Annotated in this window: 23 protein-coding genes; 8 read left to right on the plus strand and 15 right to left on the minus strand. The window is 60.2% G+C overall.

The window, feature by feature from the left end; translation table 11 throughout:
* Positions 1–64 precede the first annotated feature (64 nt).
* The 4 genes from PIB16_RS06560 (at position 65) to PIB16_RS06575 (ending at position 4,853) form a co-directional block, all read left to right on the plus strand.
* Positions 65–865 (plus strand): inositol monophosphatase family protein, encoded by an 801-nt coding sequence (locus tag PIB16_RS06560; protein WP_003520360.1) that lies wholly within the window; start codon positions 65–67, stop codon positions 863–865.
* 201 nt (positions 866–1,066) lie between these two features.
* Complete coding sequence (locus PIB16_RS06565) at positions 1,067–2,083, plus strand: flagellar motor protein MotA (RefSeq protein ID WP_065656504.1); 1,017 nt, start codon at positions 1,067–1,069, stop codon at positions 2,081–2,083.
* A 2-nt stretch (positions 2,084–2,085) separates the two neighbouring features.
* On the plus strand, positions 2,086–3,117 hold the full coding sequence (locus PIB16_RS06570; protein ID WP_078052040.1) for a peptidoglycan -binding protein: 1,032 nt from the start codon (positions 2,086–2,088) through the stop codon (positions 3,115–3,117).
* A gap of 89 nt (positions 3,118–3,206) precedes the next feature.
* On the plus strand, positions 3,207–4,853 hold the full coding sequence (locus PIB16_RS06575; protein WP_271045241.1) for an FAD-binding dehydrogenase: 1,647 nt from the start codon (positions 3,207–3,209) through the stop codon (positions 4,851–4,853).
* A 1-nt stretch (position 4,854) separates the two neighbouring features.
* Here the strand turns inward: PIB16_RS06575 and PIB16_RS06580 are convergent, their stop codons facing one another.
* Positions 4,855–6,654 (minus strand): ABC transporter transmembrane domain-containing protein, encoded by a 1,800-nt coding sequence (locus PIB16_RS06580; protein WP_271045242.1) that lies wholly within the window; start codon positions 6,652–6,654, stop codon positions 4,855–4,857.
* A gap of 260 nt (positions 6,655–6,914) precedes the next feature.
* Between PIB16_RS06580 and rpmE the strand changes: the two genes are divergently transcribed.
* Complete coding sequence (gene rpmE, locus PIB16_RS06585; RefSeq protein WP_003497640.1) at positions 6,915–7,136, plus strand: 50S ribosomal protein L31; 222 nt, start codon at positions 6,915–6,917, stop codon at positions 7,134–7,136.
* Between the two features lie 156 nt (positions 7,137–7,292).
* Here rpmE and rcdA read toward each other — a convergent pair whose 3' ends face one another.
* The 3 genes from rcdA to PIB16_RS06600 form a co-directional block, all read right to left on the minus strand.
* Positions 7,293–7,808 (minus strand): protease adaptor protein RcdA, encoded by a 516-nt coding sequence (rcdA, locus tag PIB16_RS06590; RefSeq protein ID WP_003506184.1) that lies wholly within the window; start codon positions 7,806–7,808, stop codon positions 7,293–7,295.
* Between the two features lie 404 nt (positions 7,809–8,212).
* On the minus strand, positions 8,213–8,404 hold the full coding sequence (locus PIB16_RS06595; protein WP_003506186.1) for a DUF1192 domain-containing protein: 192 nt from the start codon (positions 8,402–8,404) through the stop codon (positions 8,213–8,215).
* Positions 8,401–9,690 (minus strand): MFS transporter, encoded by a 1,290-nt coding sequence (locus PIB16_RS06600; protein WP_035262904.1) that lies wholly within the window; start codon positions 9,688–9,690, stop codon positions 8,401–8,403. Before PIB16_RS06600 ends, PIB16_RS06595 begins: the two co-directional genes overlap by 4 nt.
* 137 nt (positions 9,691–9,827) lie before the next feature.
* Here PIB16_RS06600 and PIB16_RS06605 point away from each other — a divergent pair, with 137 nt between their 5' ends.
* Positions 9,828–9,983 (plus strand): hypothetical protein, encoded by a 156-nt coding sequence (locus tag PIB16_RS06605; protein WP_003520354.1) that lies wholly within the window; start codon positions 9,828–9,830, stop codon positions 9,981–9,983.
* A gap of 29 nt (positions 9,984–10,012) precedes the next feature.
* Here PIB16_RS06605 and PIB16_RS06610 read toward each other — a convergent pair whose 3' ends face one another.
* On the minus strand, positions 10,013–10,498 hold the full coding sequence (locus PIB16_RS06610) for an Lrp/AsnC family transcriptional regulator (protein ID WP_065656502.1): 486 nt from the start codon (positions 10,496–10,498) through the stop codon (positions 10,013–10,015).
* Between the two features lie 161 nt (positions 10,499–10,659).
* Between PIB16_RS06610 and PIB16_RS06615 the strand changes: the two genes are divergently transcribed.
* Both PIB16_RS06615 and PIB16_RS06620 read left to right on the plus strand, forming a co-directional pair.
* The gene (locus tag PIB16_RS06615) at positions 10,660–11,226 is read left to right on the plus strand and encodes a DUF296 domain-containing protein (RefSeq protein ID WP_271045243.1); all 567 of its coding nucleotides are present in this window, start codon (positions 10,660–10,662) and stop codon (positions 11,224–11,226) included.
* Positions 11,213–11,611, plus strand: a complete 399-nt coding sequence (locus tag PIB16_RS06620; RefSeq protein WP_271045244.1) for a PPC domain-containing DNA-binding protein — start codon at positions 11,213–11,215, stop codon at positions 11,609–11,611. The genes PIB16_RS06615 and PIB16_RS06620 overlap by 14 nt, the downstream gene beginning before the upstream one ends.
* Positions 11,612–11,658: 47 nt before the next feature.
* On the opposite strand, the gene PIB16_RS06625 is transcribed toward PIB16_RS06620, so the two are convergent.
* The 10 genes from PIB16_RS06625 to PIB16_RS06670 form a co-directional block, all read right to left on the minus strand.
* Positions 11,659–12,552 carry a PCC domain-containing protein gene (locus PIB16_RS06625; protein ID WP_271045245.1) on the minus strand — a complete coding sequence of 298 codons (894 nt, stop codon included), beginning with the start codon at positions 12,550–12,552 and terminating at the stop codon, positions 11,659–11,661.
* Positions 12,549–13,316 (minus strand): SDR family NAD(P)-dependent oxidoreductase, encoded by a 768-nt coding sequence (locus PIB16_RS06630; RefSeq protein WP_065656499.1) that lies wholly within the window; start codon positions 13,314–13,316, stop codon positions 12,549–12,551. Before PIB16_RS06630 ends, PIB16_RS06625 begins: the two co-directional genes overlap by 4 nt.
* Positions 13,317–13,347: 31 nt before the next feature.
* Positions 13,348–14,973, minus strand: a complete 1,626-nt coding sequence (locus PIB16_RS06635) for an acyl-CoA synthetase (RefSeq protein WP_174040053.1) — start codon at positions 14,971–14,973, stop codon at positions 13,348–13,350.
* Positions 14,970–16,139 carry an acetyl-CoA acetyltransferase gene (locus tag PIB16_RS06640; protein WP_065656497.1) on the minus strand — a complete coding sequence of 390 codons (1,170 nt, stop codon included), beginning with the start codon at positions 16,137–16,139 and terminating at the stop codon, positions 14,970–14,972. The genes PIB16_RS06635 and PIB16_RS06640 overlap by 4 nt, the downstream gene beginning before the upstream one ends.
* Complete coding sequence (locus PIB16_RS06645) at positions 16,136–16,993, minus strand: IclR family transcriptional regulator (RefSeq protein ID WP_065656496.1); 858 nt, start codon at positions 16,991–16,993, stop codon at positions 16,136–16,138. Before PIB16_RS06645 ends, PIB16_RS06640 begins: the two co-directional genes overlap by 4 nt.
* Position 16,994: 1 nt before the next feature.
* Positions 16,995–17,798 (minus strand): SDR family NAD(P)-dependent oxidoreductase, encoded by an 804-nt coding sequence (locus PIB16_RS06650; RefSeq protein WP_161987910.1) that lies wholly within the window; start codon positions 17,796–17,798, stop codon positions 16,995–16,997.
* A gap of 107 nt (positions 17,799–17,905) precedes the next feature.
* Complete coding sequence (locus PIB16_RS06655) at positions 17,906–18,916, minus strand: TRAP transporter substrate-binding protein (protein WP_059755806.1); 1,011 nt, start codon at positions 18,914–18,916, stop codon at positions 17,906–17,908.
* A gap of 68 nt (positions 18,917–18,984) precedes the next feature.
* The gene (locus PIB16_RS06660; protein WP_271045246.1) at positions 18,985–20,862 is read right to left on the minus strand and encodes a TRAP transporter large permease; all 1,878 of its coding nucleotides are present in this window, start codon (positions 20,860–20,862) and stop codon (positions 18,985–18,987) included.
* 679 nt (positions 20,863–21,541) lie between these two features.
* Positions 21,542–22,567 carry a class I fructose-bisphosphate aldolase gene (locus PIB16_RS06665; protein WP_271045247.1) on the minus strand — a complete coding sequence of 342 codons (1,026 nt, stop codon included), beginning with the start codon at positions 22,565–22,567 and terminating at the stop codon, positions 21,542–21,544.
* Positions 22,568–22,758: 191 nt separating this feature from the next.
* Positions 22,759–23,961: a phosphoglycerate kinase gene (locus PIB16_RS06670; RefSeq protein ID WP_271045248.1), complete on the minus strand. Its 1,203-nt coding sequence runs from the start codon at positions 23,959–23,961 to the stop codon at positions 22,759–22,761.
* Positions 23,962–23,994 lie beyond the last annotated feature (33 nt).

The following is a 23,994-nucleotide window of genomic DNA, read 5'->3' on the forward strand; positions in this document are numbered from 1 at the left end:
AATAATGACGTGCCTGCCCGGTGAGCTTCCGGGCGGTTCGCAAGCTTTCCAGGAAACAACATCGATGGCCCGTTCAGCCCTTCTCAATGTCATGGTTCAGGCCGCCATCAAGGCGGGTAAGTCTTTGTCGCGTGACTTCGGTGAAGTGCAGAACCTTCAGGTCTCGGTCAAGGGACCGAGCGATTTCGTCTCGCAGGCGGACCTGAAAGCCGAGAAGATCGTGCGCGACGAGCTGATGAAGGCCCGCCCGACCTACGACTTCCTGGGTGAAGAAGGCGGCGAGGAAAAGGGCACGGACGGCGCACATCGCTGGATCGTCGATCCGCTGGATGGCACCACCAACTTCCTGCACGGCATTCCGCATTTCGCGGTTTCCATTGCGCTCGAGCGTAACGGTGAAGTCGTCGCCGGCGTGATCTTCAATCCGGCCACCGACGAACTCTACACTGCCGAGCGCGGCGGCGGCGCGTTCCTCAACGATCGCCGCATCCGCGTCGCTGCGCGCAAGGCGCTGACCGATTGCGTCATCGGTTGCGGCGTGCCGCATCTTGGCCGCGGCAATCACGGCAAGTTCCTGGTCGAACTTCGCCACGTCATGGGGGAGGCAGCCGGCATCCGCCGCATGGGTGCGGCGTCGCTCGATCTCGCCTACGTTGCCGCTGGCCGTCTAGATGGTTACTGGGAAGCCGATCTTTCGCCGTGGGATATGGCGGCAGGCCTCGTGCTGATTCGTGAAGCCGGCGGTTTCGCCTCCGACATCAAGGGCGGCACGGATATCTTCGGCAGCAGCTCCGTCGCTGCCGGCAACGAATATATCCACAAGGCGCTCGTTGAGGTCGCCAACCGTCCCATTCCGGGCCGCTGATTGGTTTTCGGCGGAAAACCTGCCGTTTTCCGCAAGTTTTAGACGCCCGGCGAATATTCGCCGGGCGTTTTTGTTTTCCGTCATCCGGTTCCAGGCTGTTTTCGTGAAACGCCTGTGACGAAAGACCGGCTTTTCGCTTCAAATCGTCGCAATTTTCAAATAGCTTCCGCTGGATAGCTGACCAAAGGGAATGCGAACGTTATGGCGGATTCGGAGCTGCTCGATCTTGGCGTCGAGAAACCGGTGACCACACGGCAATACAGCCACAAGCTGTCCAGCCCGACACCGTTTCTCTGGACGATGGTTCTGTTTCTGGTCCTCGTGGGCTTTCTGGCGGCCATTCTTTACCGGCAGGCCCACACCGCCTTCATGACCAATCCGGGGCTCAACGGCTTCATTCTCGGCGTGTTGGCCATAGGCATCATTCTGGTGTTTACACAGACGATGAGCCTGCGTTCCGAAGTGCGCTGGTTCAATGCCTTTCGCGCTGCCGGCAGCGTCGAAAAGGTCGGCCGTGCGCCCAAGCTGCTTGCGCCGATGAGCACGCTGATCGGCAAGCGTGGCGAAGTCCGGCTTTCTGCCGTTACGCAGCGGACGATCCTCGATTCCATCGCGACGCGCCTTGACGAGACGCGTGACACATCGCGTTATCTCGTCGGCCTGCTGGTGTTTCTCGGCCTGCTCGGCACCTTCTGGGGCCTGATCGGCACCATTGGCGCCATCAGCAATGTCATCCAGTCGCTCGATCCAAGCGCCGGCGACAGCAACGATATTCTCGGCTCCCTCAAGGCCGGCCTGACTGCGCCGCTGGCGGGCATGGGAACGGCCTTTTCCTCGTCGCTGCTCGGTCTTTCGGGTTCGCTGATTCTCGGCTTCCTCGATCTTCAGGCCGGCCGCGCCCAGAACCGTTTCTATACCCAGCTCGAAAACTGGCTTTCCTCGGTGACGGATACGACGGAAGGGCCGAGGGAGTTCAAGGGCGAACCCGGCGCCGTGGTCAGCACCGAGCGTTCGCTTGCGGCCATGACCAGCCTTGCCGAAGGCATTCAGGGGCTCGTCAAGAACATGCGCAGCGAACAGCAGATGTTGCGTGACTGGATCGAAGCGCAGCAGGAAGAATCGAAATCGCTCCGCCGCACGCTCGACCGGCTGTCGGCGCGGATCGACAGCGACACGAAATCTTCCGGACGCACCCGGCACGATAACGGGAGCGAGTAGCCATGGCGCTTGCGCGCAACCGCCGCCGCGACAGGGGCGTGGATTATTGGCCGGGTTTCGTCGATGCACTGTCGACGCTGCTCATGGCCATCATGTTTCTGCTTACGGTCTTCGTGCTGGCGCAATTCGTTCTGTCGCGGGAAATCACCGGCAAGGACGAGGTGCTGACACGTCTCAACAGCCAGATTGCCGAACTGACCGAACTTCTGGCCATGGAAAAAGGCAACAAGCAGGATATTGAGGACGCGCTCGCGAGCCTGCAATCCACCCTTGCCGCATCCGAAAACGAGCGCTCGCGCCTGCAGTCGCTTCTCGATGCGGGATCTGGCAACAACGCAAGCGCCAATGCCCGGATCGGTAGCCTGACTGGCGAACTGGACGAGCAGCGGCAGGCCAATTCCCGTGCCTCCGCACAGATCGAATTGCTCAACCAGCAGATTGCGGCGCTGAGAGCGCAGATTGCCTCGGTCGAAGCCGCGCTTCAGGCCTCGGAAGCCAAGGATGCCTCTTCTCAGGTCAAGATCGCCGATCTTGGCCGCCGTCTCAATGTCGCGCTGGCGCAGCGGGTGCAGGAACTGAACCGTTATCGGTCCGATTTCTTCGGGCGGCTGCGCGAAATCCTGTCGGACCGCGAAAACATCCGCATCGTTGGCGACCGGTTTGTCTTCCAGTCCGAAGTGCTCTTCCCCTCCGGCGGCAATGAACTCAACCCGGAAGGGCAGGCGGAGATGGAGAAGCTGGCTGTCGCGCTGCTCGATCTCGCCAAGGAAATTCCGGCGGAGATCAACTGGGTGCTGCGCGTGGATGGCCATACGGATAACGTTCAGCTTTCCGGTTCCGGGCGTTATCGAGACAATTGGGAGCTTTCCTCGGCCCGCGCCACCTCGGTGGTGAAATTCCTGATCTCCAAGGGCGTGCCGGCAAACCGGCTGGTCGCCGCCGGTTTCGGCGAATATCAGCCGATTGCCGAAGGCGATACGCCGGAAGCACGGCAGCAGAACCGCCGTATCGAACTCAAGCTTACTGAGCGCTGAAATCGCGGACCGCGTCACCGCGGTTGCCTTCTGATGAAAGTAAATTTACGTTCGCGTAAAAGTAATTCCGTCATATCTGGGAGGGGCTGATGGAAGGCTATGATGTGATCGTTATCGGCGCGGGGCTTGCAGGGCTGGTGGCGGCAACCGAGGCGGCTGAGCGGGGTTTCAGCGTCTGCGTCGTGGATCAGGAGGGCGAGCAGAACCTTGGCGGGCAGGCCTTCTGGTCGCTGGGCGGACTGTTTTTCATCGATAGTCCCGAACAGCGCCGGATGCGGGTGCGAGACAGTCTCGATCTTGCAAGACAGGACTGGTTCGGTTCGGCCGGTTTCGACCGCCCGGAGGATTATTGGCCGCGCCGCTGGGCGGAGGCTTATCTCGATTTTGCTGCCGGTGAGAAACGCGAATGGCTGCACCGCATGGGCATGCGCTGGTTTCCCGTTGTTGGCTGGGCCGAGCGCGGTGGCAGCCTTGCCCACGGCCATGGCAATTCCGTTCCGCGTTTCCATGTAACCTGGGGCACGGGTCCGGGCGTACTTGCACCCTTCGTAAAAAAGGCGAAGGCCATGGCGGCAACCGGCCGGCTAACCTTTCGCTTTCGCCACCGGGTTGATCGTCTGGAGATCACCGACGGCCGGGTGACCGGTGTTTCAGGCTCCGTTCTCGCAGCCGACTCGGCGCAACGTGGGCAGGAGAGCAGCCGGGAAGAGCAGGGCGATTTTGTCTTCTCCGCTGCTGCCGTCATCGTCAGTTCTGGCGGCATCGGCGGCAATCAGGAACTGGTGCGGCGCAACTGGCCGGTGGAACGGCTGGGCGAGCCTCCTGCCAGCATGGTATGCGGTGTTCCCGCGCATGTGGATGGCCGCATGATCGCCATTACGGAAACCGCCGGTGGAGCCGTCATCAACCGTGACCGCATGTGGCATTATACCGAGGGCGTGAAGAACCACGATCCGATCTGGCCGGGTCACGGCATCCGCATCCTGCCTGGCCCCTCGTCCTTCTGGTGCGATGCGGATGGAAACCGCCTTGCCGCCCCGGCCATGCCGGGTTTCGATACGCTCGGCACGCTAAAAATGCTGGGCGAACGCGGCAGCGGCCATAGCTGGTTCATTCTGACCAAGGCGATCATCAAGAAGGAATTTGCGCTTTCAGGCTCTGAACAGAATCCCGATCTGACCGGCAAGGATATAAGGCTGCTGCTCAAAAGACTGGGCAAGGAACCGCCGGGGCCGGTGCGTGCCTTCATGGAGCGCGGCGAAGATTTCGCCGTCCGGGATACGCTCGAAGAACTCGTGACGGCGATGAATGCCATCAGCGGCGACGACCGGCTGCATATAGACCATATCCGTCATCAGATAGAGGCGCGCGACCGCGAAATCGAAAACGGTTTCAGCAAGGATGCGCAGGTAACGGCGATACACGGGGCGCGCCGTTATCTCGGCGACCGGCTGATGCGGACGGCAAAACCGCACCGGCTGCTTGATCCGGCAATGGGGCCGCTGATTGCCGTGCGGCTGCATGTGCTGACGCGCAAGACGCTTGGTGGCCTCCACACCGATCTTGAGGGGCGGGTGCTGGATGCTGCCGGTGCGCCGGTTCCGGGCCTTTATGCCGCCGGAGAAGTGGCGGGTTTCGGTGGCGGCGGCATGCATGGTTATAATGCGCTGGAGGGCACGTTCCTTGGCGGATGCCTGTTTTCCGGCCGCGTTGCGGGGCGCAAAGTGCTGGCGTGATCTAGGCCTGGGCGCGCAATTCGTCCGGCCCGGTCTGGAATTGCAGCCGGGCAAGCCGCGCATAAAGGCCATTCTGGCGAATGAGGCTCTGATGCGTGCCTTCTTCGATGATGCGGCCCTCATCCATCACCAGAATACGGTCGGCCTTCAACACGGTGGCGAGGCGATGGGCGATGACGATGGTGGTGCGGGTTTTCATCAGCTCATCGAGCGCCTTCTGCACCAGCGTTTCGCTTTCCGCATCCAGCGCCGAGGTGGCTTCGTCCAGCAGCAGGATTGGCGCATTGCGCAGGATGGCGCGGGCAATGGCGATGCGCTGGCGTTGGCCGCCGGAAAGCGTCACGCCGCGCTCGCCCACCTGCGTATCATATCCGTCGGTGAGACGTTCGATGAAGCTGTCGGCCTGTGCGGCGATGGCGGCGGCCCGCACCTCCTCGCGTGTCGCGTCAGGTCGGCCAAAGGCGATATTATCGTGGATGGAGGAGGCGAATATCGCCACATCCTGCGGAACGATGGACAGGCGCGCGCGCAGATCGGCAAGGGTGACGTCGCGAATATCCGTGCCATCGACGGTGATGTGGCCCTGCTGCGGATCGTAAAAGCGCATCAGCAGGGAAAAAACCGTGCTCTTGCCCGCACCGGAAGGTCCGACGATGGCGACGGTTTCGCCGGCGCTGACCTTGAAGGAGAGGCCGGAAACGATCGGCCGTTCTGTCGCGAGCGGATAAACGAAATCGACATTCTCGAATTCCGCCTCGCCGCGCGGCGGTTGCGGCATGGCGACGGGCGATATGGGTTCCGCGACGGGCGAGTGCTCGTTCAGCAGTTCGGAGAGCCGTTCTGCCGCACCGCCCGCCTGCGCCAGTTCACCCCAGACTTCCGAGAGCTGACCGAGACCGCTTGCCGCGATGACCGAATAAAGCACGAACTGGCCGAGCGTACCGGCCGTCATAGTGCCCGAGAGCACGCTTTGCGCGCCATACCAGAGAATGCCGACGACGCTGCCGAAGACGAGCGCAATGGCAACGGCGGTGAGGATGGAGCGGGCGCCGATGGCGGCGCGTGCGCCCTGATAGGCGGCTTCCACGGAGGCTCCATAACGGGCATTCGCCAGCACCTCGGCATTAAAGGACTGCACGGTGCGGCTCGCCGCAATCGTCTCGGAAGCATAGGCGGCGGAATTGGCCAATGTGTCCTGCGTGGTGCGGGAGCGGGCGCGAACCGAGCGTCCGAAGGCGATCAGCGGAAAAACGATGAAGGGAATGGCAAGCAGCGCAAGGCCGGAAAGGCCGGGGCTGGTATAGATCATCATCGCCACCGCGCCGCAGCACATGATGATGTTACGCAGCGCTACCGAGGCGGAAGAGCCAAAAGCCGAGCGAATTTGCACGGTATCGGCGGTCAGCCGCGAGGTCAGCTCGCCGGATCGATTGCTATCGAAAAACTGCTGCGACAGGGTGGTGAGGTGGGCAAAGACATCGCGGCGCAGATCGGCGACGACCCTTTCACCGATGGTCATGACGTAATAATAACGCATGGCGCTGGCGAGCGCGAGGACAACGGCAATCGCCAGAAGCATGGCGAAATAGCTGTTGATCATGCCGCCATCAGGCGTCTGGAAACCGTGATCGATAATGCGGCGAACGGCAAGCGGCAGGGCGAGTGTCGTGGCGGAAGAAAGCACGAGAGCGAAAAGGGCAGCCGCCATCAGGCCGCGGTAACGCCGGAGATAGGGAAACAGGCCAAGAAGCGGCTTCAGGCTTCGTTGTTTCGCCGCTTTCTGCTCGTCAATGTCTGCCACGTCCTCTATGCTCCTCATTCCCTGCCGTTTTGGGCCTTTTGCGGGTGAATTTCCCGCGTGCGGCAAAATTCCCGCCCCTTTGGCCATCTCCCTTCACAAGGGGATAGCAGGCTCTTGTTATCTGGGCGACCTTCATGTATAGGCTCCGCATCGAATTGGGAAGCCATAGCCCATCTGGTCTATGGCTTCATTTATTGAAATGGCTCAGTTGACGCAATTGCGGCAAATGGACCGCACGTCACTTAACCAGGAAGATTGTCATGAAGGCTGATATCCATCCCGATTATCACACGATCAAGGTGGTCATGACCGATGGCACCGAATACGAAACCCGCTCCACCTGGGGTTCGGAAGGCGCCGTCATGAACCTTGAAATCGACCCCAAGTCCCATCCGGCATGGACGGGCGGCAACCAGCAGCTTATGGACCGCGGTGGTCGCGTTTCCAAGTTCAACAAGCGTTTCGGCGGCCTCGGCCTCTGATCCTCTTGCGGACGGATCGTTAAAAAAAAGCCCGGTTTTGCCGGGCTTTTTTGTTGCCATTTTTCGGCGATGGCGCCCGCGCCGGCGTAGCACGCAAAAGAAAAAAGCAGGCCGGTGAGCCTGCTTTTCAAATTGTCCAGATAAGGTCGTCTTTTCTCAGTTGATCGAGAAAGCCGTGCGCAGGAGGTTGAGCTGCGCCTGCACGCTGTTTTCATTGTCCGGCACCTTGGCGGCTTCGGACGGGCGATAGATTTCGCGGTCGAGCAGGGCGATGCGGTTCTGGAGACGCAGCGAGCGCTCGATGAGGTCGCGGAAGGATTCCGGCAGGTCGTTCCAGCCGGGCGCATTGCGGTCGACGTTAAAGCTGTCGAGTCGCACCTTGTTCTTTTCGCTCAGAACCTGATCGCGCGTCATTTCACCGTTGTTAACGGCGCGCTGCAGAAGCAGCCAGGAGGCCATCTGCATCAAGCGGGTGGTGAGGCGCATCGATTCCGCCGCATAAAGAACCGAGGCCATACGCGGCAGCACCTTGGAGGCGGCGCGGCCGGCGCCGTCGAGATAACTTGCCGTTTCCTCAACCAAGGTCATGCCTTCGGTATAGAGGGTCTTGAACTGGTTGGAAGCAGCTGCGCGACCCGCAAAGCTTATGGTATTTAAAACCTGTTCCGACATTTTCTTTAAATCCCTGCTCACGCACCACACTGTCAGGCAACGACGACGCGGATATTTTGTTCCGGCCTTTAGTGTTTTCAGGATGGTATCTTTACCTGAAATGCGCAAGGCAATTATTAAAGAAGGGTTAATACCCACAGTTTTACGGAAACCGGCCAGCGGCAAAAAAAGAGCCGCGAAAGCGGCTCTCAAGGTAAAACAGGGAGAAAAATCAGACCAATTCGCCGTATGGAGAAGATGCCTGAGGTCCAGAAGAACTGGACATGTATAGTAATCTCTCAGAAAGCTTAATTTTTGGTTAATGGTAAACGAAAGACTGCCCCGTAATATTCATTTTCGGGCGCTGGCTGAGCCTTAGCTTACGGCAGCGGAAGTGCAGTCGTGTACCTATTCTGCAGCGCGCGTCAGGATCGGAAGAGATTTTCCGCCGCCTGCCTTCCGGCGGATTTCCGTGTCCTCTCCTCTTCGAGTCGGGTGATTTCGGCTTGCAGAAGATCGATACGGCTGCTCAGTTCGTCCACGGAAAGAAGGCTGAGATCGCCACCGATCTCATGCGCTGCCGGTTTTTGCGGACGGTCATCGTCAAAGAGGCTCATATGCCTGCTCCTTTTTCCACATAGTCGCCATCGTCGCCTGGATATTGCGGCGCGCGCGGGTCAAGCGCAATACTTTCCGGCGTGACGAGCGGCGAGGGTGTCGTTGGCATCATCGTCGAGAAATTGTCTTTTTCCTCGGTTGAAAGCGCTGCGCGCCGGCGGCTTCTGATGATGGCATAGGCGGTGATGAGCAGGTGCGCCACAGCCGTGACCAGAAACAGCGCATAGGGGCCGAAATGGGTCATGATCGCGCCGCCGAGCGTCGGGCCGATGATGGTGCCGATGCCGTAAAGCAGCAGCAGACCACCGGAAACCTTGACGAAGTCTTCCGATGCGGCGAAGTCGTTGGCATGGGCCACCGCGATGGGATAGAGCGCATTGGCGGCGGCGCCATAAATGGCGATCATCGAAATCAGCACATAGACATCATGCGGCTGGACCACCGCGACAGCCAGGCCCGCGACCGCGCCAAGCCCGGCAAGCCCGGCAAGCACATAGCGGCGGTCTATCCGGTCTGAAAGCCGGCCTGCGGGAAATTGCGCCAGCGCACCGACGAAAATCGTGACGGACACCATGATGGCGATCATGGTCGGGTCCAGCCCTGCCCGCGCACCGAAGACGGCGCCAAGCGTACCGTAAGCGCCGTTGGCAATGCCGATCATCAGGATGCCGATGAAGGAAACCGGTGAGTTGCGGTAAAGGGCCGGCAGATCCAGCTTCACCTTCTGCAACGGCTGTGGGCTCGCCGCTTTCGAAAGCGTCGCCGGCAGAATGGCGATGCAATAGATGATGCCGCAGATCATGAACAGCGAGGTATTGCTGATATCCCCCATCGGCACGATCATCTGCCCCGCCACGACACCGAGCAGCGTGATGGCGATATAAAGCGAGAAGATCATGCCACGACTTTCGTTGGTGGCGCGCTCGTTCAGCCAGCTTTCGATGATCATCGAGGTTCCGGCCGTGCAGAAACCGGTAAGCGCGCGCAGCGCGATCCATGAGGTGTCGTCGATGATAAGGCCGGTCATCAGCACCGTCAGGCACACCAGCGCCACGAATGACCCGAATGCCCTAACATGGCCAGCGCGGCGCACGATGGCAGGCGCGACAAAGCAACCGACGACGAATCCCGCCGCCCAGGAAGTGCCCAGAAAGCCAAGAATTTCATTGGAGTAACCTTCCGCCGAACCACGCACCGGCAGCACAAGGCCCTGAAGGCCGTTGCCGAGAAAAAGAAACAGAGTGCTGGATAAAAGAGCGAATACGGGTAGAAGATTTCTGCTCATGAAAACACTCTCATGCGTTCGGACGGACGGTCGGACAGGTCATAGGACGGGCGTTACCCGAATGAGTTGCACTCTTCTGGTGAACGGTAAAAATGTCCAGCCTGTGACGATGCAGAAATAAAGAAAAGGCTCAATAAATGACAAAGGCGATCGGCCTTTTTTTACTGCTGGCCATGGTGGTCCAGATCATCCGGCCGCTCGGTCTGCCGGGCCTGAAAAAAAGAGGCGATTGCTGGAAGATCGCGGTTGCCGCCTTTGTCATCTGGTCGGTGACGCTGCTTCTGCGCCCGTAAGGAAAAGCCGCCGCGGAGGCAGGCTCCTTTCAGGCGGGTGGCGGCTCCGCGTCCGGCACGACCGATAAAGTATGCTTGAGGCATTTAAGTGCGAAACAGGAGCGGGAATGGCGCACACCCTCGATCTTGTAAAGCTTGCGGCGCAGAAACTGCTCGTAGCCCGCGGTTCCCGCCACCGCCACCTTGATGAGATAATCATATTCGCCGGTTGTCAGATAGGCTTCCAGCACTTCGGGAAGAGCGGCCATGGCCTTACCGAAACGTTCCAGAACCTCATCGTCGTGACGTTCCAGCATGACCTCGATGATCACCGTCTCCGTCAGTCCCAGATGGGCCTGATCGAGAATGGCGGTATAGCCGCGAATGACCCCTTCGTCTTCCAGCCGCTTGACGCGCTGCCAGCAAGGGCTGGGAGACAGCCCCACCTTTTCCGATAGTTCCGTATTGCTCAGCCTGCCGTTCTCCAGCAGGGCCCGCAATATTTTGCGGTCAATTCTGTCCAGCGGCTTCGTCATGCCGGTCTCCCTGAAATGTATCGCAAAAAAATCTGCCGTCCGCGGGGCCGCTCGCGAAAGAAGTGTTTTCCGAAGGGCACTTTGACGACGCCATTCGAAAGCACCTTTGGCTGGTCTTTGAGTACCGTACTGCAAGGTACAGGCAGCAGGGAGGAGCAGGCATGGCACCCACACGGCAACAGCATTTTCCACGGCCGAGAACGCTGATACACCCCGGTATTTCTTCGCCGGTGCGTATCAACAGCCTGCGCTCGCCATCTGCGCGTCATATGCGGCTGTTCATCGCGCCGGGGTGCAGCCTCTACGATGGCATCGTGCGGCCTTTGGCCGAAAACGGCATCGAAAATGCCTCTTTGACCATTCTCGGCGGTTATTTCGACATCCTGTCCTATTGCGTGGCTCCACCCGATCCTTCCGGCAGGGCGGTCATCGCCTATACGAAACCCATCGATGCCGGGGCGGCCTGGCTGGTTTTCGGCAACGCGACGCTGGGGCGGAGCATGAAGGGCGAGCCGATCGTGCATTGCCATGCCGCCATGCGGACTGCGGCGGGCGTGGTCAAAGGCGGCCATTTGCTGACGGAATCCTGTATCGTCGGAGAAAGCGGCATTTCCGCCCTTGTGACCTCGCTCGACAGTTTTGTGCTGCAGCAGTCCTTCGATCCCGAAACCAATATTCCCCTTCTTCAACCCAGGAACCGCACGGAGCGCGCCGATGAACACGCATAACACTGTCGAATCCGGCTCCATGGGCCGCGTGGCCTATGCCCGCATTGCGCCCAATGAAGACCTCGTGCTCGGCGTCGAGAAACTGTGTCTGGCCGAAGGTTTCCGTAATGCCTTCGTGCGCGGCGCGCTGGGCAGTCTGGTGGATGCGTGTCTCGGCACCCGCAGCGGCGCGTTTTTGCAGATAAGCGGTCCTGCCGTTGAAATCGTTTCGATTGCCGGTGAAGTGCGCGCCCAGCCGGATGGCTCCCTGCGCGCCGCGCTGACCGGCGTTGTCGCCGATACCGATGGCGCGGTTTATGGCGGTCCCTTCATCGCCGGCGCCAACCCGGTGTGCATGACCTTTGAGGTGACGCTGGAAGAATGGTTGCCTGCGGAAAAGCCGTAGGCGGCGTGAGGTACGGTAAGGCGGGCGGTGGAGTTGCACGGCGCAACTCATGCAGCCGCCCCCTGTCTTTCGGTCAGAAGCAGCTCGAAAGTGACGCAGACCGGGTTTTTGCCGCGCACCAGCCGCCCGCCGCTGATCCGCGTGGTAAGATCGACCATCGCAATATCCAGCATTGCCCGTTCGCCACCCGTGGCGGAGGGGTGGATGCGGCCATTGCGGATGAGGATTTCGCTGGCATAGGCGGTGAGACTTGTTCCGTCTTCATAATCCGCGCCGATCAGGCTGCCGATACCATTGACCTCGGCCTCCCTCAGGCCGAACTGTCTGCAGGCGGCTTCAAGCGCCGTGCAGATATCGGTATTGGGCCGCACGGTGCACAACAGCGCCCGGAGCCCCGCATCTTTCCGGTTGCGCGGCTGCGCGATGGGGGTGAAGAGGGGGAAATTGGTTTCCTCATCCTTCTGCACGTCCAGAATTGCGCCATCCAGCGCCAGCGCCTCGAGCGGCGTTTCCCCGGCAAATTCAGACTCCAAAGGCAGCAGGTGCCCCATGGATAGAACGCCTTCGGCACTTTTCCACGAACCATGGCAGTGCAGGAACGGCTGACCGTCGCGTCGCCCCATATGCAGGCCGGCATCGATGATCGTGCCTCCCGGCATGGAGAATGTTTCGCTATACCAGGCGGCATGGGCGTCATCGGGTGCGGCAGCGGGCATCACATAGTGCAACCGCTTCATCGGCACATTTTTCAGTCTGACATAACCGCCATCGAAACCCTGTTCGACAAAGGCCTCTGCAATCGCCTCGTTGACGCAGACGCCGGGTCTGGCATTTAGCCTGACCGGATGGGCGTGGCAGCCGACGACGCGGAAGCGTTCGGGTGTTGCCGGCCCCGGATGGACGATGCTGCGCGGAAGCCCCTCCGGGGGCGTTATCGTCATACCGCAAGCCCTGCGGTAATGAAGCCGCCGTCTACGGCCAGCACCTGACCGTTGATGTAGCTCGCGTCGTCCGACACAAGGAAAGCCACGGCAGAGGCAATCTCGTCCGTCCTGCCATAGCGGTGCATGGGAACGCGGCTGTGCCACTGGCTGCGAACATTCTCCGTATGAACCGCCTGGGTGAGGGGGGTATCGACGGGGCCGGGCGCAATCGCATTGACGCGAATGCCCGATTGCCCCAGTTCGTTTGCCATAACCATCGTCAGAAGATTGACGCCGCCTTTTGAAGCGCCATAGGCGCTGCGACCACGATTGCCGCACATGCCGGAAACCGAGCTGATATTGACGATCGAACCGGAAATTGCGCGGTCCAGCCAATAACGCGCGGCGGTGCGGGCCACGGCGAAACTGCCGACGAGATTGACGTCAACGATACGACGGAATTCTTCCACGCTGGTATCGACCGAAAGCTTGTCGATGCCGATGCCGGCGCTGTTGACGACGGCCACCAGATCGGCGCCGTCTGACGTCAAGGCGGCGAAAGCCTCTTCTATCGACGTCTCATCCGCCACGTTGCAGACGATGCCGCGCGAAGCATCGATGCCGAGTTTTTCGCAGGCCGCATCCAGCGCCTCACGCTTGAGATCCAAAAGCCATGGCTGCCAGCCGCGCGCCATCAACAGCTGCGCCGTGGAAAAGCCGATACCCGATGCGCCGCCGGTGATGGCGACAGCGCCTTTCATCTCTCTCGTCTGCTGTGTCATACCGTCTCCTCCCGGTTATGCGTTACGGCCTTCAGCCAGTCAGTTTTTCCTCAAAAACCGGCATCTGGCCGCGCTTTTCCAGCTCCTCGCGGATCATCTTCTTGGTGATCTTGCCATAGGCGGATTTCGGCATGGCATCCCAGAACACAATGGCTTTCGGCAGCTTGTAACGGGCCATCTTGCCGTCGAGATAGGCTTTCAGGTCGATGCCGGCGATATCCGCGCCCTCCCGCGCCACGCAGACGGCGACGCCGACCTCGCCCCACACCGCATCCGGCACGCCCAGAACTGCTGTCTCGCTGATATCCGGATGCATGAGGATTTTCTCCTCGATCTCACGCGGATAGATGTTCGAGCCGCCGGAAATATACATGTCGGAGGCGCGGCCGGTGATGTAGACGAAACCGTTCTCGTCGCGGTGACCAAGATCGCCGGTGCGGAACCAGCCGTTGCGGAAGGCTTTGGCATTGGCATCGGGATTATCGTAATAACCCGCGAAAACAGCAGGGCCGATAACGCAGATTTCGCCGGTTTCACCGGCCTGAAGCTCCTCGCCCGCATCGTTCTGGATTTGCACTTCCATGCCGGTGCGATCAAAACCGCAGGTGCCGATCCGCGCCTCCGGGCCGTCTTCGGCATTGTGGAAGGAAGGCGGCAGCACGGTGATGTTGCCGGTCACTTCGCCAAGGCCGAAATATTGCACCAGCACCGGGCCGAGCTTGGCGAGCGCCCGTTTCTGATCGGCGCGATACATGGGCGCACCGGCATAGATGACATAGCGCAGCGAGGAATGATCGAAACGATCCACGGAAGGGTCTTCGATCAGCATTTTCAGAATGGTCGGCACGGTAAAGGCATTGGTGACGCGCCATTTCTCGATCAGCGCCCACACCGCGGTCACATCGAGTTTTTCCGCAGCCGGAAGCACCGTTTTTGCCCCATGCGCCACCTGCACGAGCTGGTGAATGCCCGCGCCGTGCGAAAGCGGTGCAACGACGATGGAAGCGTCGCCCGGTCCGGTGCCGGGCATCAGATCGCAAAGATGGTTGGTGATGACGAAGGCCATCTGGCCATGGGTCAGCACCGCAGCCTTGGGTCGACCCGTCGTGCCGGAGGTGAAGAAGAACCAGCAGGGATCGTCCCGATCCACCGCCTCGCTTTTTACTTTCTGGCCCAGATGGCGGGCCACGATAGTATCGTAGTCCTCGCCAAATTCGGCCGGGCCAATGGCGATGGTGAAATCGATCGCGGTTGCTTCGCGGCTTGCCCTTGCATGCTCGGGAAAAGCGCTGGCGCAGATCATGCCGCGTGCGCCGCTGGCTTTTGCCAGATAGGCCACCTCATCGGGCGACTGGCGATAATTGGTCGGCACCCACACCGCGCCCACGCGGAAGCAGGCGAACATGGATTCGAACATCTGGTTGTTGTTGGAAGACTGCACCAGAATGCGGTCACCTTTCCTGACGCCGAATTCTGTTACCAGCGCCTGCGCCATGGCATCGACGCGGGCGTCCATTTCAGCCCATGTCCAGCTCTTGTCACCCCATACGAAGCCGATGTCGGCGGGGTTGCGGCGCGCTGCCTGGGTCAGGAAATGCGAGAGATTCATGACCCGCGTGGTCGAAGGCGCAACCCCGCCCGGAGGATGTATCGTCATTTCACGCGCTCCATGATCGAGACATAGTTGGCAACCGCAGTTCCCCCCATGTTGAAAACACCGGCGAGCGAGGCGCCGGGGATCTGCATGTCGCCCGCTTCGCCCATCAATTGCATCGCCGCCATGACATGCATGGAGACCCCGGTTGCCCCAACCGGATGCCCCTTGGATTTCAGCCCGCCGGAGGGGTTGATCGGCAGGCGACCGGTTTTCAGGGCCGTGCCTTCGCGCACCACCCGGTGCCCTTCACCGGGCTTCGCCAATCCCATCGCCTCATATTCGATGAGTTCGGCAATGGTGAAGCAATCATGGGTTTCGACGAAGGAGAGGTCGTCGAGCGTCGCGCCTGCGAGTTCCAGCGAACCTGCCCAGGCGCGGCGCGCGCCCTCGAAGGCCAGCGGATCGCGGCGGCTGAGCGCCAGAATGTCATTGACATGCTTGCGGCCCCGGAAACCGATGGCCCGGTTGAGTGTCGCTGCGGTTTCCTCATCGGCCAGAATGATGGCGGCGGCGCCATCGGAAATCAGCGAGCAGTCGGTGCGGCGCAGCGGGCCTGCGACGTAAGGGTTCTTATCCGATACCGTGTTGCAGAAATCGAAGCCGAAATCCTTGCGCATATGGGCGTAGGGATTGACCGCGCCATTGGCGTGGTTCTTGGCGGCGATCATCGCCAGTTCTTCCGAGCGATCGCCATAGCGCTGGAAATAAGCCTGGGCGATACGTCCGAACTGGCCGGCAAAGCCGCCGGAAATATCGGCTTCTTCGGCACGGTAGCAGGCGGATAGCAGGATTTCACCCACCTCGGCGGTTGGCAGCGCCGTCATTTTTTCGGCGCCGACAACGAGCGCGATGCGCCCACGCCCGGCCTCGATGAAATCCATGGCGCTGTAAAGGGCGGCCGATCCCGTCGAGCAGGCATTCTCGAAACGCACGGCGGGCGTGTAGGCGAGGCGCTCATCGCCCATGGCCACCAGCGCGCCCTGAAAATCCTGTTTCGAGAAACCGTTATTCATCACGCCGACGAAAATGCCGTCTATATCGCCGACATCGACGCCCGCATGGTCTATGGCTGGCGCCACGACCGAAGCCATCAGTTGTTCGGTATTTTCAAGGGCCGATTTGCCGAAAGGCGAATGCGCCCAGCCGACGATCTGCGCTTTGCTCATTTGCTCGTTCTCCTTGTTTGCCGTTTCGCGTCGCCTTCGCCGCGCGTGCGGGCGCGGCTGGCCATCATTTCCGCAATGCGTGTCTCGATGCGGGTCACTTCCTCGCGCAGCACCGCCGCCAGTTCCGGTTGGCGCTCCGGCCGCATGCGGCTGTCGACGGCGGCAATGCTCAACGCCCCCGCCACTGCGCCATCCGGTGTCCGGATGGCAACGCCGATACCCCAGGAATTCGAGAGGATCAGACCCGGATTGAGCGAATAACCGTTGGTTCGCGTCAATTCGACATCGCGGCGCAGCCCGTCCAGCGTGATGCCGGGATAGTTCGCGGCAATCAGCCCGCTATTGGCGGCAATGACGCTTTCCACCTCGGCATCGGGCAGCGCCGCCAGCATGGCGAGCGATCCCGCGCCAATGCCCAGTGGGTGCTCGAAACCGGCCTGAAGCGCGTGGGTGCGCACCGGCCAGGTGCCTTCTTCGCGATAGAGGCATAATGCGAACGTGTCGCGACGCACGGAAAGGAAGCTCGAATCCTCTGTCCGGCGGGAAATGCGCGTCAGACTGTCCTGGGCCATCTGCAGCAAGCCGAAACGGCGCGATGACAGGCTGCCGAGCACATAGGCTTCCTCGCCCAGATAATAACGCCGCGTTTCCTCATCCTGCTCCACCAGGCCTGCGCGGATCAGCGCCAGCAGCAGGCGTCGGGCCGTGGGCTTGTTCAGCCCGCTTTCGGTGACGATGACCGAAAGCGCCACACCGCGTTCGGCATGACGCCCCACCATCGATAGAAGTCCCAGCGCCCGGTCTACCGCGCGCGCGCCTGTCAGGTCGTTTTCCATCGGGATCATCGTGGCCATATCAGGAAAACGCTCCCACCGCACAGCTTTGCCCGCCATCGACCGGCAGGCAGATTCCGGTGATGAACTTGGCTTCATCGGATGCCAGAAAGACTGCCGCGCGGGCGATATCGAAGGCATCGCCCATGCGGCCTACCGGGACTGCGGCATTGCGCGCCGCCACCATATCCTCGACGGAGGCATATTGATTGCTGATCTGCTTGTAGATCAGCGGCGTGTCGATCATTCCTGGCAGAACGCAATTGGCACGAATGCCCTGGCGGGCATATTGCATGGCCAGCGCCACGGTTGCCTGGTTTACGGCGGCTTTCATGGCGTAATAGGCAAAATAGGGATAGCCGGTCCAGCGAATGGAGGCGAGAGAGGAGATGTTGACGATGGCCCCGCCGCCCTGCGCCAGCATCACCGGCAGCACCGCCTTGGCGGTGCGATAAACGGAGCCGATATTGAGATCGACCGAGGCTCGAAAACGTTCCTCGTCCAGCTCTACCGGGCCGCCCATATGGGTCACGCCGACATTGTTGTGCAGAATATCGATGCCGCCGAAGATCTCGCAGGTCCGCGCAACCGTAGCCGATACGGAATCGAGTTCCGTGACATCGGCAGCAACCGCAATCGCCTCGAAACCTTCGCCGCGAATGATCTGCGCGGTTTCCTCGGCCGCGTCAGCGGAAAGGTCGACACAGGCTACGCGCGCGCCTTCGCGGGCAAATTGCACGGCCGCAGCCTTGCCATTGCCGAAACCCGGACCAGATGATCCTGCGCCAAAAACTATGGCGCGTTTTCCCGTCAGGCGACCTGTCAAAACAGTCTCCATTACAATCGTCAGAAATAGTCGGGTCGGCCCCGCTAGAGCGTTTTCACTTTTCCTGGAAATGCTCTCAAAGCGGGGCCAATTATTCAGCGGACCGGTCAGGTCAAGCTGGCGCCAACGGCCTTTTCGAGAATGGCCCAGGCTTCATCGCCATATTTGCCCTTCCATTCGGAATAGAAACCGGCTTCCTTGAGAGTTGCGCGGAAGAGTGAGGCGTCGGTGTCGTTGAAGGTCATGCCCTTGGCAATCAGGTCTTCCTTCACCGAGGCATTGAGTTTCGCCACATCGGCCCGCTCGTCCTTACCGGCCTGATTGAGGTTCTTGGCGACGATGGCGCGCAGGTCATCCGGCAGGCGCTCCCAGGCGCGCTTGTTCGCCAGGAACCAGAAGCCGTCCCACATATGGTTGGTGACCGAGCAGAATTTCTGCACTTCGAACAGCTTGGCGGTGGAAATGATCGCCAGCGGGTTTTCCTGGCCATCGACAACGCCGGTCTGCAGGGCGGTGTAGACTTCAGCGAAATTGATCGAGGCTGGGGCCGACTTGAAGGCCTTGAACATCGAGGTCCAGAGCGGGCTTACCGGCACGCGGATCTTGAAGCTTTCGAGATCGGCCGGCGTGGCGATGGGCTTCGAAGCGCTGGTGATCTGGCGGAAACCGTTATCCCAGATGGTGTCCATGGCAACGAGGTTCTGTTTGGCGATTTCGCCGCGCACATATTTGCCGAGATCGCCATCCATGGCCGCCCAAACCGAATCGTAGTTCGGGAAGGCGAAGCCGATGCCGCTGATGGATGCATTCGGCACTAGCGTCGACAGGATCAGTGGCGAAAGCGTAAAGAATTCAACGCCGCCCGAGCGTACCTGGCTCAACACATCGGTATCGGCACCCAACTGGCTGCTGGGGAAGATGTTGATCATCACCTGGCCGTCGGTTTCCTTCGCGATACGGTCGGCCGCTTCCTTGGCGCGGATGTTCATGGGGTGCGCGGCAGGCAGGTTGTTGGCATATTTATAATTGAATTGCGCAGCGCGGGCGCGCGACACAAAAGCGGTGGCAAGAACGGCAGAACCGGCGCCGGCCAACACGGTACGTCTGTTGATATTCATTGCTTTCTCCTCCCAAAATAAAAGCATGTGTCATTCATCGGCGTGGCGGGTGGACCCCCGCCACGGTCTTAGAGCAGAATTGTCGAGAAGCCCGGAACTGCCGCAATCAGCAGCAGACCGATGACCATGGCTGCGAGATAGGGCCAGATGGCGCCCATGGCCTCATCAGGCGAAACATTGCCTATCTTGCAGGCGATATAGAAACCGATGCCTATGGGCGGCGCCATCAGGCCGATATTCATGGCGACCACGACCACCATCGAATAATGGATGTCGTTGATGCCAAGCGTGCGGGCAATGGGGAACATGATCGGTGCGAGCAATACGATTGCCGGCAGGCCTTCCAGCACGCAGCCGAGGATCATGAAAATCAGGATCGATACGACCATATAGGTCATCCAGCCGCCCGGCAGATCGGTGATCATCGCGGTCAACTGGAAAGCAAAGCCGCTCTGCGTCAGCCCCCAGGCCATGGCCGAGGCGCAGCCGAGGATCAGCAGGATCGCCCCGGAAAGGGCGGCCGTCTCCACCAGCATGGAATAGAGCTTTTTGAGGCTGATGCCGCCATAAAGCACCGCACCGATAATCATCGCATAGAGCACAGCGATGGTTGAAACCTCGGTTGCCGTCGCCACGCCGCCGCCGACCAGACTGCGGATGAGGAAGGGCAGAACCAGCGCCGGTGCTGCAACCAGGGCCGCCTTGCCGACCAGCGGCCACGGGGTGCGTTTTGCGCCTTCCATGTTTTCATGCCGCGCCTTCCAGCGGGCCAGAACGGCCAGCACCAGAAGCAGCACCATGGCGATCATGAAGCCGGAAGTGAACAGGCCGGCAATCGACACGCCCGCCGCCGAACCGAGAACGATCAGCACGATGGAGGGCGGAACCGTATCGGCCATGGCGGCGCCGGTGGCGAGCAGCGCAATCATTTCCTTGGGCTTGTGGCCACGGCGCTTCATTTCCGGAAACAGCGCCGGTGCAACCGTTGCCATGTCCGAAACTTTGGAGCCGGAAATGCCCGAGACCAGAAACAGCGAGCCGAGCAGCACATAGGACATGCCGGCGCGAATATGCCCGAACATCGAGGATAGCAGCTCGACAATCGCCCTGCCCATGCCGGTGGCATCGAGCACACAGCCCAGCAGCACGAAAACCGGAACCGACAGCAGAATGATGCCCGACATGCCCTCGTCAATGCGCCCGATCATCACGATGGTCGGAACCCAGGTGGTAAAGGTCAGGTAGGCGAGGGTTCCAAGGCCAAAACAGAAGGCGATCGGTACGCCCAGCACCAGAAACACCGCCACGAACAGGCCGAGGAAGATCGCCAGATTGAAATTGCCGAAAGTTTCGAGCGTCGGCGATGCCAGATAGAGCAGGCCGGAGACGACCGCGACGGTGACAACGGCTGCGATGATGTCCCGCAGATTTTCCCTGCGGAAGAGATTGTTGAGGACCAGCAGCAGCATCAGACAGGCGCCAACCGGCAAGGCCGCGGCGCGGAAGGACATTGGAATATTCAGCGCCGCCGAGGTAACGACCCATTCCTCAATGGCATATTCTATCGCCGGCTTGATAATCGCCGCAAGAAATGTCGCCACCAGCACCAAAGCGAGTGAATTGACATAACCCAGAATGCGCTGCGGAAACATGTTGAGAAACAGCGTCAGTCGCAGGTGTTCGCTACGATCGATGGCAATTGCCGCACCCAGCATGGCAAACCAAAGGAAGCTCAACGACGCCGTTTCATCGATCCAGACGATTGGCAAATGCAGGGCATAGCGCGATGTCACGCCCAGCAGAAGCAGGCCGATCATCACCGCCAGCAGCACGGCCGCCACAGCCTCGATGGGTCGCATGAACCACGAGCCTGTTACCGGCCCGGTATGCAAAAGCTCTCCATCGAGTACAAATACGTCGTCATTCGCGTTTGCGGTCATGGTCATCGGGGCCTCCTCTCCCACAGAACAACCTTCGCAACGGACTGCGGCAGACAAAGAGAGTTATCCGCGTCGAGGCCAATATCATGACCGACGCATCAGGATATATCTGTCATTGCCAGACCGGCCAGACCCCTCCAAAAGCCTGAAACTAGCGGTATATTGCCTCCACAATATGGACCGTTAAAAAACTATGCATTTGGGATACACAGGAAAAGTGCCAAAATCAACTGTATAAATGCAGTATTGCGTGGTTTTCATCGCGTGTTTATAGGTCCACATAGTGGATCATACTATAATTGATTGAAATTTATCTGTGATGTAACGAGCGTGCAGCAATTTCCGGGGCTTTTCGGAAGCCTGTCGAAACGAAAGCGCTTATGATGCCGGGCGATCCGGATGGTCTGGCGCTATGCGCTGGAGAAGTCGGGGAGCGCATCCGCTGTCTATTGCGGCAATGACGGTCATAAAGTCGTCAGGTCGCACGACTTGAGCAAATAAGGCTGCCCATGGTGGACATGCTTCCACGCAGGTAGCGATGCACAATCAAAACGGTTGAGAATTATCAGTCAGGTAAAATGAAAGACGATGTGTCCGGGTGACGGAATACGGATGATCTTGCTTTATCAAACGAAGCAGCCGCCCGTTGGGGCGGCTGCTGTTTATCTGATGTTCTCTGTCAGCCTCAGGCTGCCTTTTCGAGTTCCTGCTTCCAGTTACCCTTGGCGGCGAGGCTGTTCATCGCGGCGCGGTGCGTGAAGGCGCGCTGGCCGGCGGCGACGTTTTCCTGCTTGCCGCCCCATGTCTTGAGGGCCGTATCCTGAAGCGCGCGGCCGTAGGAATAGGTCAGAGACCAGGGCAGGTCGTAGCCGGCATTCATGGCGGAGAGATGCGCCGTTGCCTCTTCGGAGGACTGGCCGCCGGAGAGGAAGGCGATGCCCGGAACGGCGGAAGGCACGGTCGCCTTCAGAACCTTCACGGTCTTTTCCGCCACTTCCTCGACGGAAGCCTTGCGGGCCTTCTTGCCGTCGATGATCATGTTCGGCTTGAGGATCATGCCTTCAAGGTTCACGCGGGCGTCGAACAGGTCCGCGAAGACAGTCTGGAGAACCCACTGCGTGACTTCCGCACAGCGGTCGATGTCATGCGTGCCCGGTTCGCCGTCCATCAGCACTTCCGGCTCCACGATCGGCACGATATCCGCCTGCTGGCAGAGGGCGGCGTAACGGGCGAGCGACTGGGAGTTTGCCTTGATCGAACCCCAGCTCGGACGCTGCTCACCGATGGTGATGACGCCGCGCCATTTGGCGAAACGCGCGCCGGCCTCATGATACTTGCGCAGGCGCTCGTAAAGACCGTCGAGGCCTTCGGTGATGAATTCATGCGGATGGAAAGCCATCGGCTTGGCGCCGATATCCACCTTGATGCCCGGCAGGCTGCCGGCCGCCTTGATGATATCCACGAAAGCCGTGCCATCGGCGGCCTTCTGGAACAGGGTCTCTTCATAAAGGATGACGCCGGAAATGTATTTCTTCATGGCGTCGTCGGAACGGAACAGCATCTCGCGATAATCGCGGCGGGCGGTCTCGGTGGACTCCAGATTGATGCTGTCGAAACGCTTTTTGATCGTTCCCGTGGATTCGTCGGCGGCGAGCAGGCCCTTGCCGTCGGCGACCATTTTGATTGCGATGTCTTCGAGACGTTCGGTCATTTGCTATTCTCCCAAGGCACAATAAATTTCCGATAACAGAAGTTCCAGGGCAGGGAAATGGCACGCTAACTCATTGAAACGATTGAAATCATTTCAATCGTTTGAAACTTTTCCTCCCGGTGCCGCTTACCAAAAAGCAAGGCCGGACAAGCATGGCTTGTCCGGCCTCGTGTCAGGCAAGTAGGGTGAGTTTACTTGGCGGCGGTCAGGATGGCAACGCCCGGCAATTCCTTGCCTTCCATCCATTCGAGGAAGGCGCCGCCGGCCGTCGAAACATAGGAGAAATCCTCGGAAACGCCGGCGTGGTTGAGCGCGGCAACGGTGTCGCCGCCGCCAGCGACGGAGACGAGCTTGCCGGCCTTGGTGCATTCCGCCGCGTGTTTTGCAGCGGCAACGGTCGCCGTGTCGAAGGGCTCGATTTCGAAGGCGCCGAGCGGGCCGTTCCAGACCAGCGTTTCGGCGCGGGAAATCCAGGCCTTGATGCTTTCAACCGATTTCGGGCCGACATCGAGAACCATCGCGTCGGCGGGAATAGCGTTGATGTCGACGATTTCATTGGCCGCACCGGCCTTGAATTCGCGGGCGACGACGCCGTCTTCCGGCAGCACGATGGCGCAGCCGGATGTCGCTGCCTCGATCATGATCTGCTTTGCGGTCTCGGCGAGATCATGCTCGCAAAGCGATTTGCCGACCTGTGCGCCGCGGGCGGCGAGGAAGGTGTTGGCCATGCCGCCGCCGATGACGAGGGCGTCGACCTTCTTGACGAGGTTCATCAGCAGATCGATCTTGCTCGACACCTTGGCGCCGCCGACGATGGCGACGACAGGACGCACCGGCTGGCCGAGGCCCTTTTCCAGAGCCTCAAGCTCGGCCTGCATGGTGCGGCCGGCATAGGCGGGCAGGTGGCGTGCAAGGCCTTCGGTGGAAGCGTGGGCGCGGTGGGCGGCGGAGAAGGCGTCGTTCACATAGATATCGCCATTGGCCGCCAGAGCCTCGACGAAGGCCGGATCGTTCTTTTCTTCGCCCTTGTGGAAACGGGTGTTTTCCAGAAGCAGGATATCGCCATCGTTCAGTTTCGCGATGGCATCCGCCGCCGGTGCACCGATACAATCGGTCGCGAAGGAAACGGCATGATCCAGCACTTCCTCGACGGCAGGTACGATCTGGGAAAGCGACATTTCGGCGACCGGTTCGCCCTTCGGACGGCCGAAATGGGCAAGTAGAATGACTTTCGCGCCCTTGGAGGAGAGCTCCAGAATGGTTGGCGCAACGCGTTCGATACGGGTTGCGTCCGTCACCTTGCCATCTGCGACCGGTACGTTGAGATCAACGCGGACGAGAACGCGCTTTCCGGCAATGTCGTTGAGGTCGTCGAGGGTCTTGAAAGCGGGCATAGGTCGATCCTGATTTGTTGCGAGTTCGGCACG

The organism is Agrobacterium sp. ST15.13.015, assembly GCF_027871645.1.
In the GTDB taxonomy this organism is placed as follows: domain Bacteria; phylum Pseudomonadota; class Alphaproteobacteria; order Rhizobiales; family Rhizobiaceae; genus Agrobacterium; species Agrobacterium leguminum.

Excerpts from the sequence above, each read along its gene's own strand:
- PIB16_RS06635 (WP_174040053.1), bottom strand. The coding sequence starts at position 14,973 with ATGACGATACATCCTCCGGGCGGGGTTGCGCCTTCGACCACGCGGGTC.
- PIB16_RS06670 (WP_271045248.1), bottom strand. The coding sequence starts at position 23,961 with ATGCCCGCTTTCAAGACCCTCGACGACCTCAACGACATTGCCGGAAAG.
- PIB16_RS06620 (WP_271045244.1), top strand. The coding sequence starts at position 11,213 with ATGAACACGCATAACACTGTCGAATCCGGCTCCATGGGCCGCGTGGCC.
- PIB16_RS06665 (WP_271045247.1), bottom strand. The coding sequence starts at position 22,567 with ATGACCGAACGTCTCGAAGACATCGCAATCAAAATGGTCGCCGACGGC.
- PIB16_RS06615 (WP_271045243.1), top strand. The coding sequence starts at position 10,660 with ATGGCACCCACACGGCAACAGCATTTTCCACGGCCGAGAACGCTGATA.
- PIB16_RS06630 (WP_065656499.1), bottom strand. The coding sequence starts at position 13,316 with ATGACACAGCAGACGAGAGAGATGAAAGGCGCTGTCGCCATCACCGGC.
- PIB16_RS06640 (WP_065656497.1), bottom strand. The coding sequence starts at position 16,139 with ATGAGCAAAGCGCAGATCGTCGGCTGGGCGCATTCGCCTTTCGGCAAA.
- PIB16_RS06605 (WP_003520354.1), top strand. The coding sequence starts at position 9,828 with ATGACAAAGGCGATCGGCCTTTTTTTACTGCTGGCCATGGTGGTCCAG.
- PIB16_RS06610 (WP_065656502.1), bottom strand. The coding sequence starts at position 10,498 with ATGACGAAGCCGCTGGACAGAATTGACCGCAAAATATTGCGGGCCCTG.
- PIB16_RS06655 (WP_059755806.1), bottom strand. The coding sequence starts at position 18,916 with ATGAATATCAACAGACGTACCGTGTTGGCCGGCGCCGGTTCTGCCGTT.
- rpmE (WP_003497640.1), top strand. The coding sequence starts at position 6,915 with ATGAAGGCTGATATCCATCCCGATTATCACACGATCAAGGTGGTCATG.
- PIB16_RS06575 (WP_271045241.1), top strand. The coding sequence starts at position 3,207 with ATGGAAGGCTATGATGTGATCGTTATCGGCGCGGGGCTTGCAGGGCTG.
- PIB16_RS06645 (WP_065656496.1), bottom strand. The coding sequence starts at position 16,993 with ATGGCCACGATGATCCCGATGGAAAACGACCTGACAGGCGCGCGCGCG.
- PIB16_RS06565 (WP_065656504.1), top strand. The coding sequence starts at position 1,067 with ATGGCGGATTCGGAGCTGCTCGATCTTGGCGTCGAGAAACCGGTGACC.
- PIB16_RS06595 (WP_003506186.1), bottom strand. The coding sequence starts at position 8,404 with ATGAGCCTCTTTGACGATGACCGTCCGCAAAAACCGGCAGCGCATGAG.
- PIB16_RS06570 (WP_078052040.1), top strand. The coding sequence starts at position 2,086 with ATGGCGCTTGCGCGCAACCGCCGCCGCGACAGGGGCGTGGATTATTGG.
- PIB16_RS06600 (WP_035262904.1), bottom strand. The coding sequence starts at position 9,690 with ATGAGCAGAAATCTTCTACCCGTATTCGCTCTTTTATCCAGCACTCTG.
- PIB16_RS06560 (WP_003520360.1), top strand. The coding sequence starts at position 65 with ATGGCCCGTTCAGCCCTTCTCAATGTCATGGTTCAGGCCGCCATCAAG.
- rcdA (WP_003506184.1), bottom strand. The coding sequence starts at position 7,808 with ATGTCGGAACAGGTTTTAAATACCATAAGCTTTGCGGGTCGCGCAGCT.
- PIB16_RS06625 (WP_271045245.1), bottom strand. The coding sequence starts at position 12,552 with ATGACGATAACGCCCCCGGAGGGGCTTCCGCGCAGCATCGTCCATCCG.
- PIB16_RS06660 (WP_271045246.1), bottom strand. The coding sequence starts at position 20,862 with ATGACCATGACCGCAAACGCGAATGACGACGTATTTGTACTCGATGGA.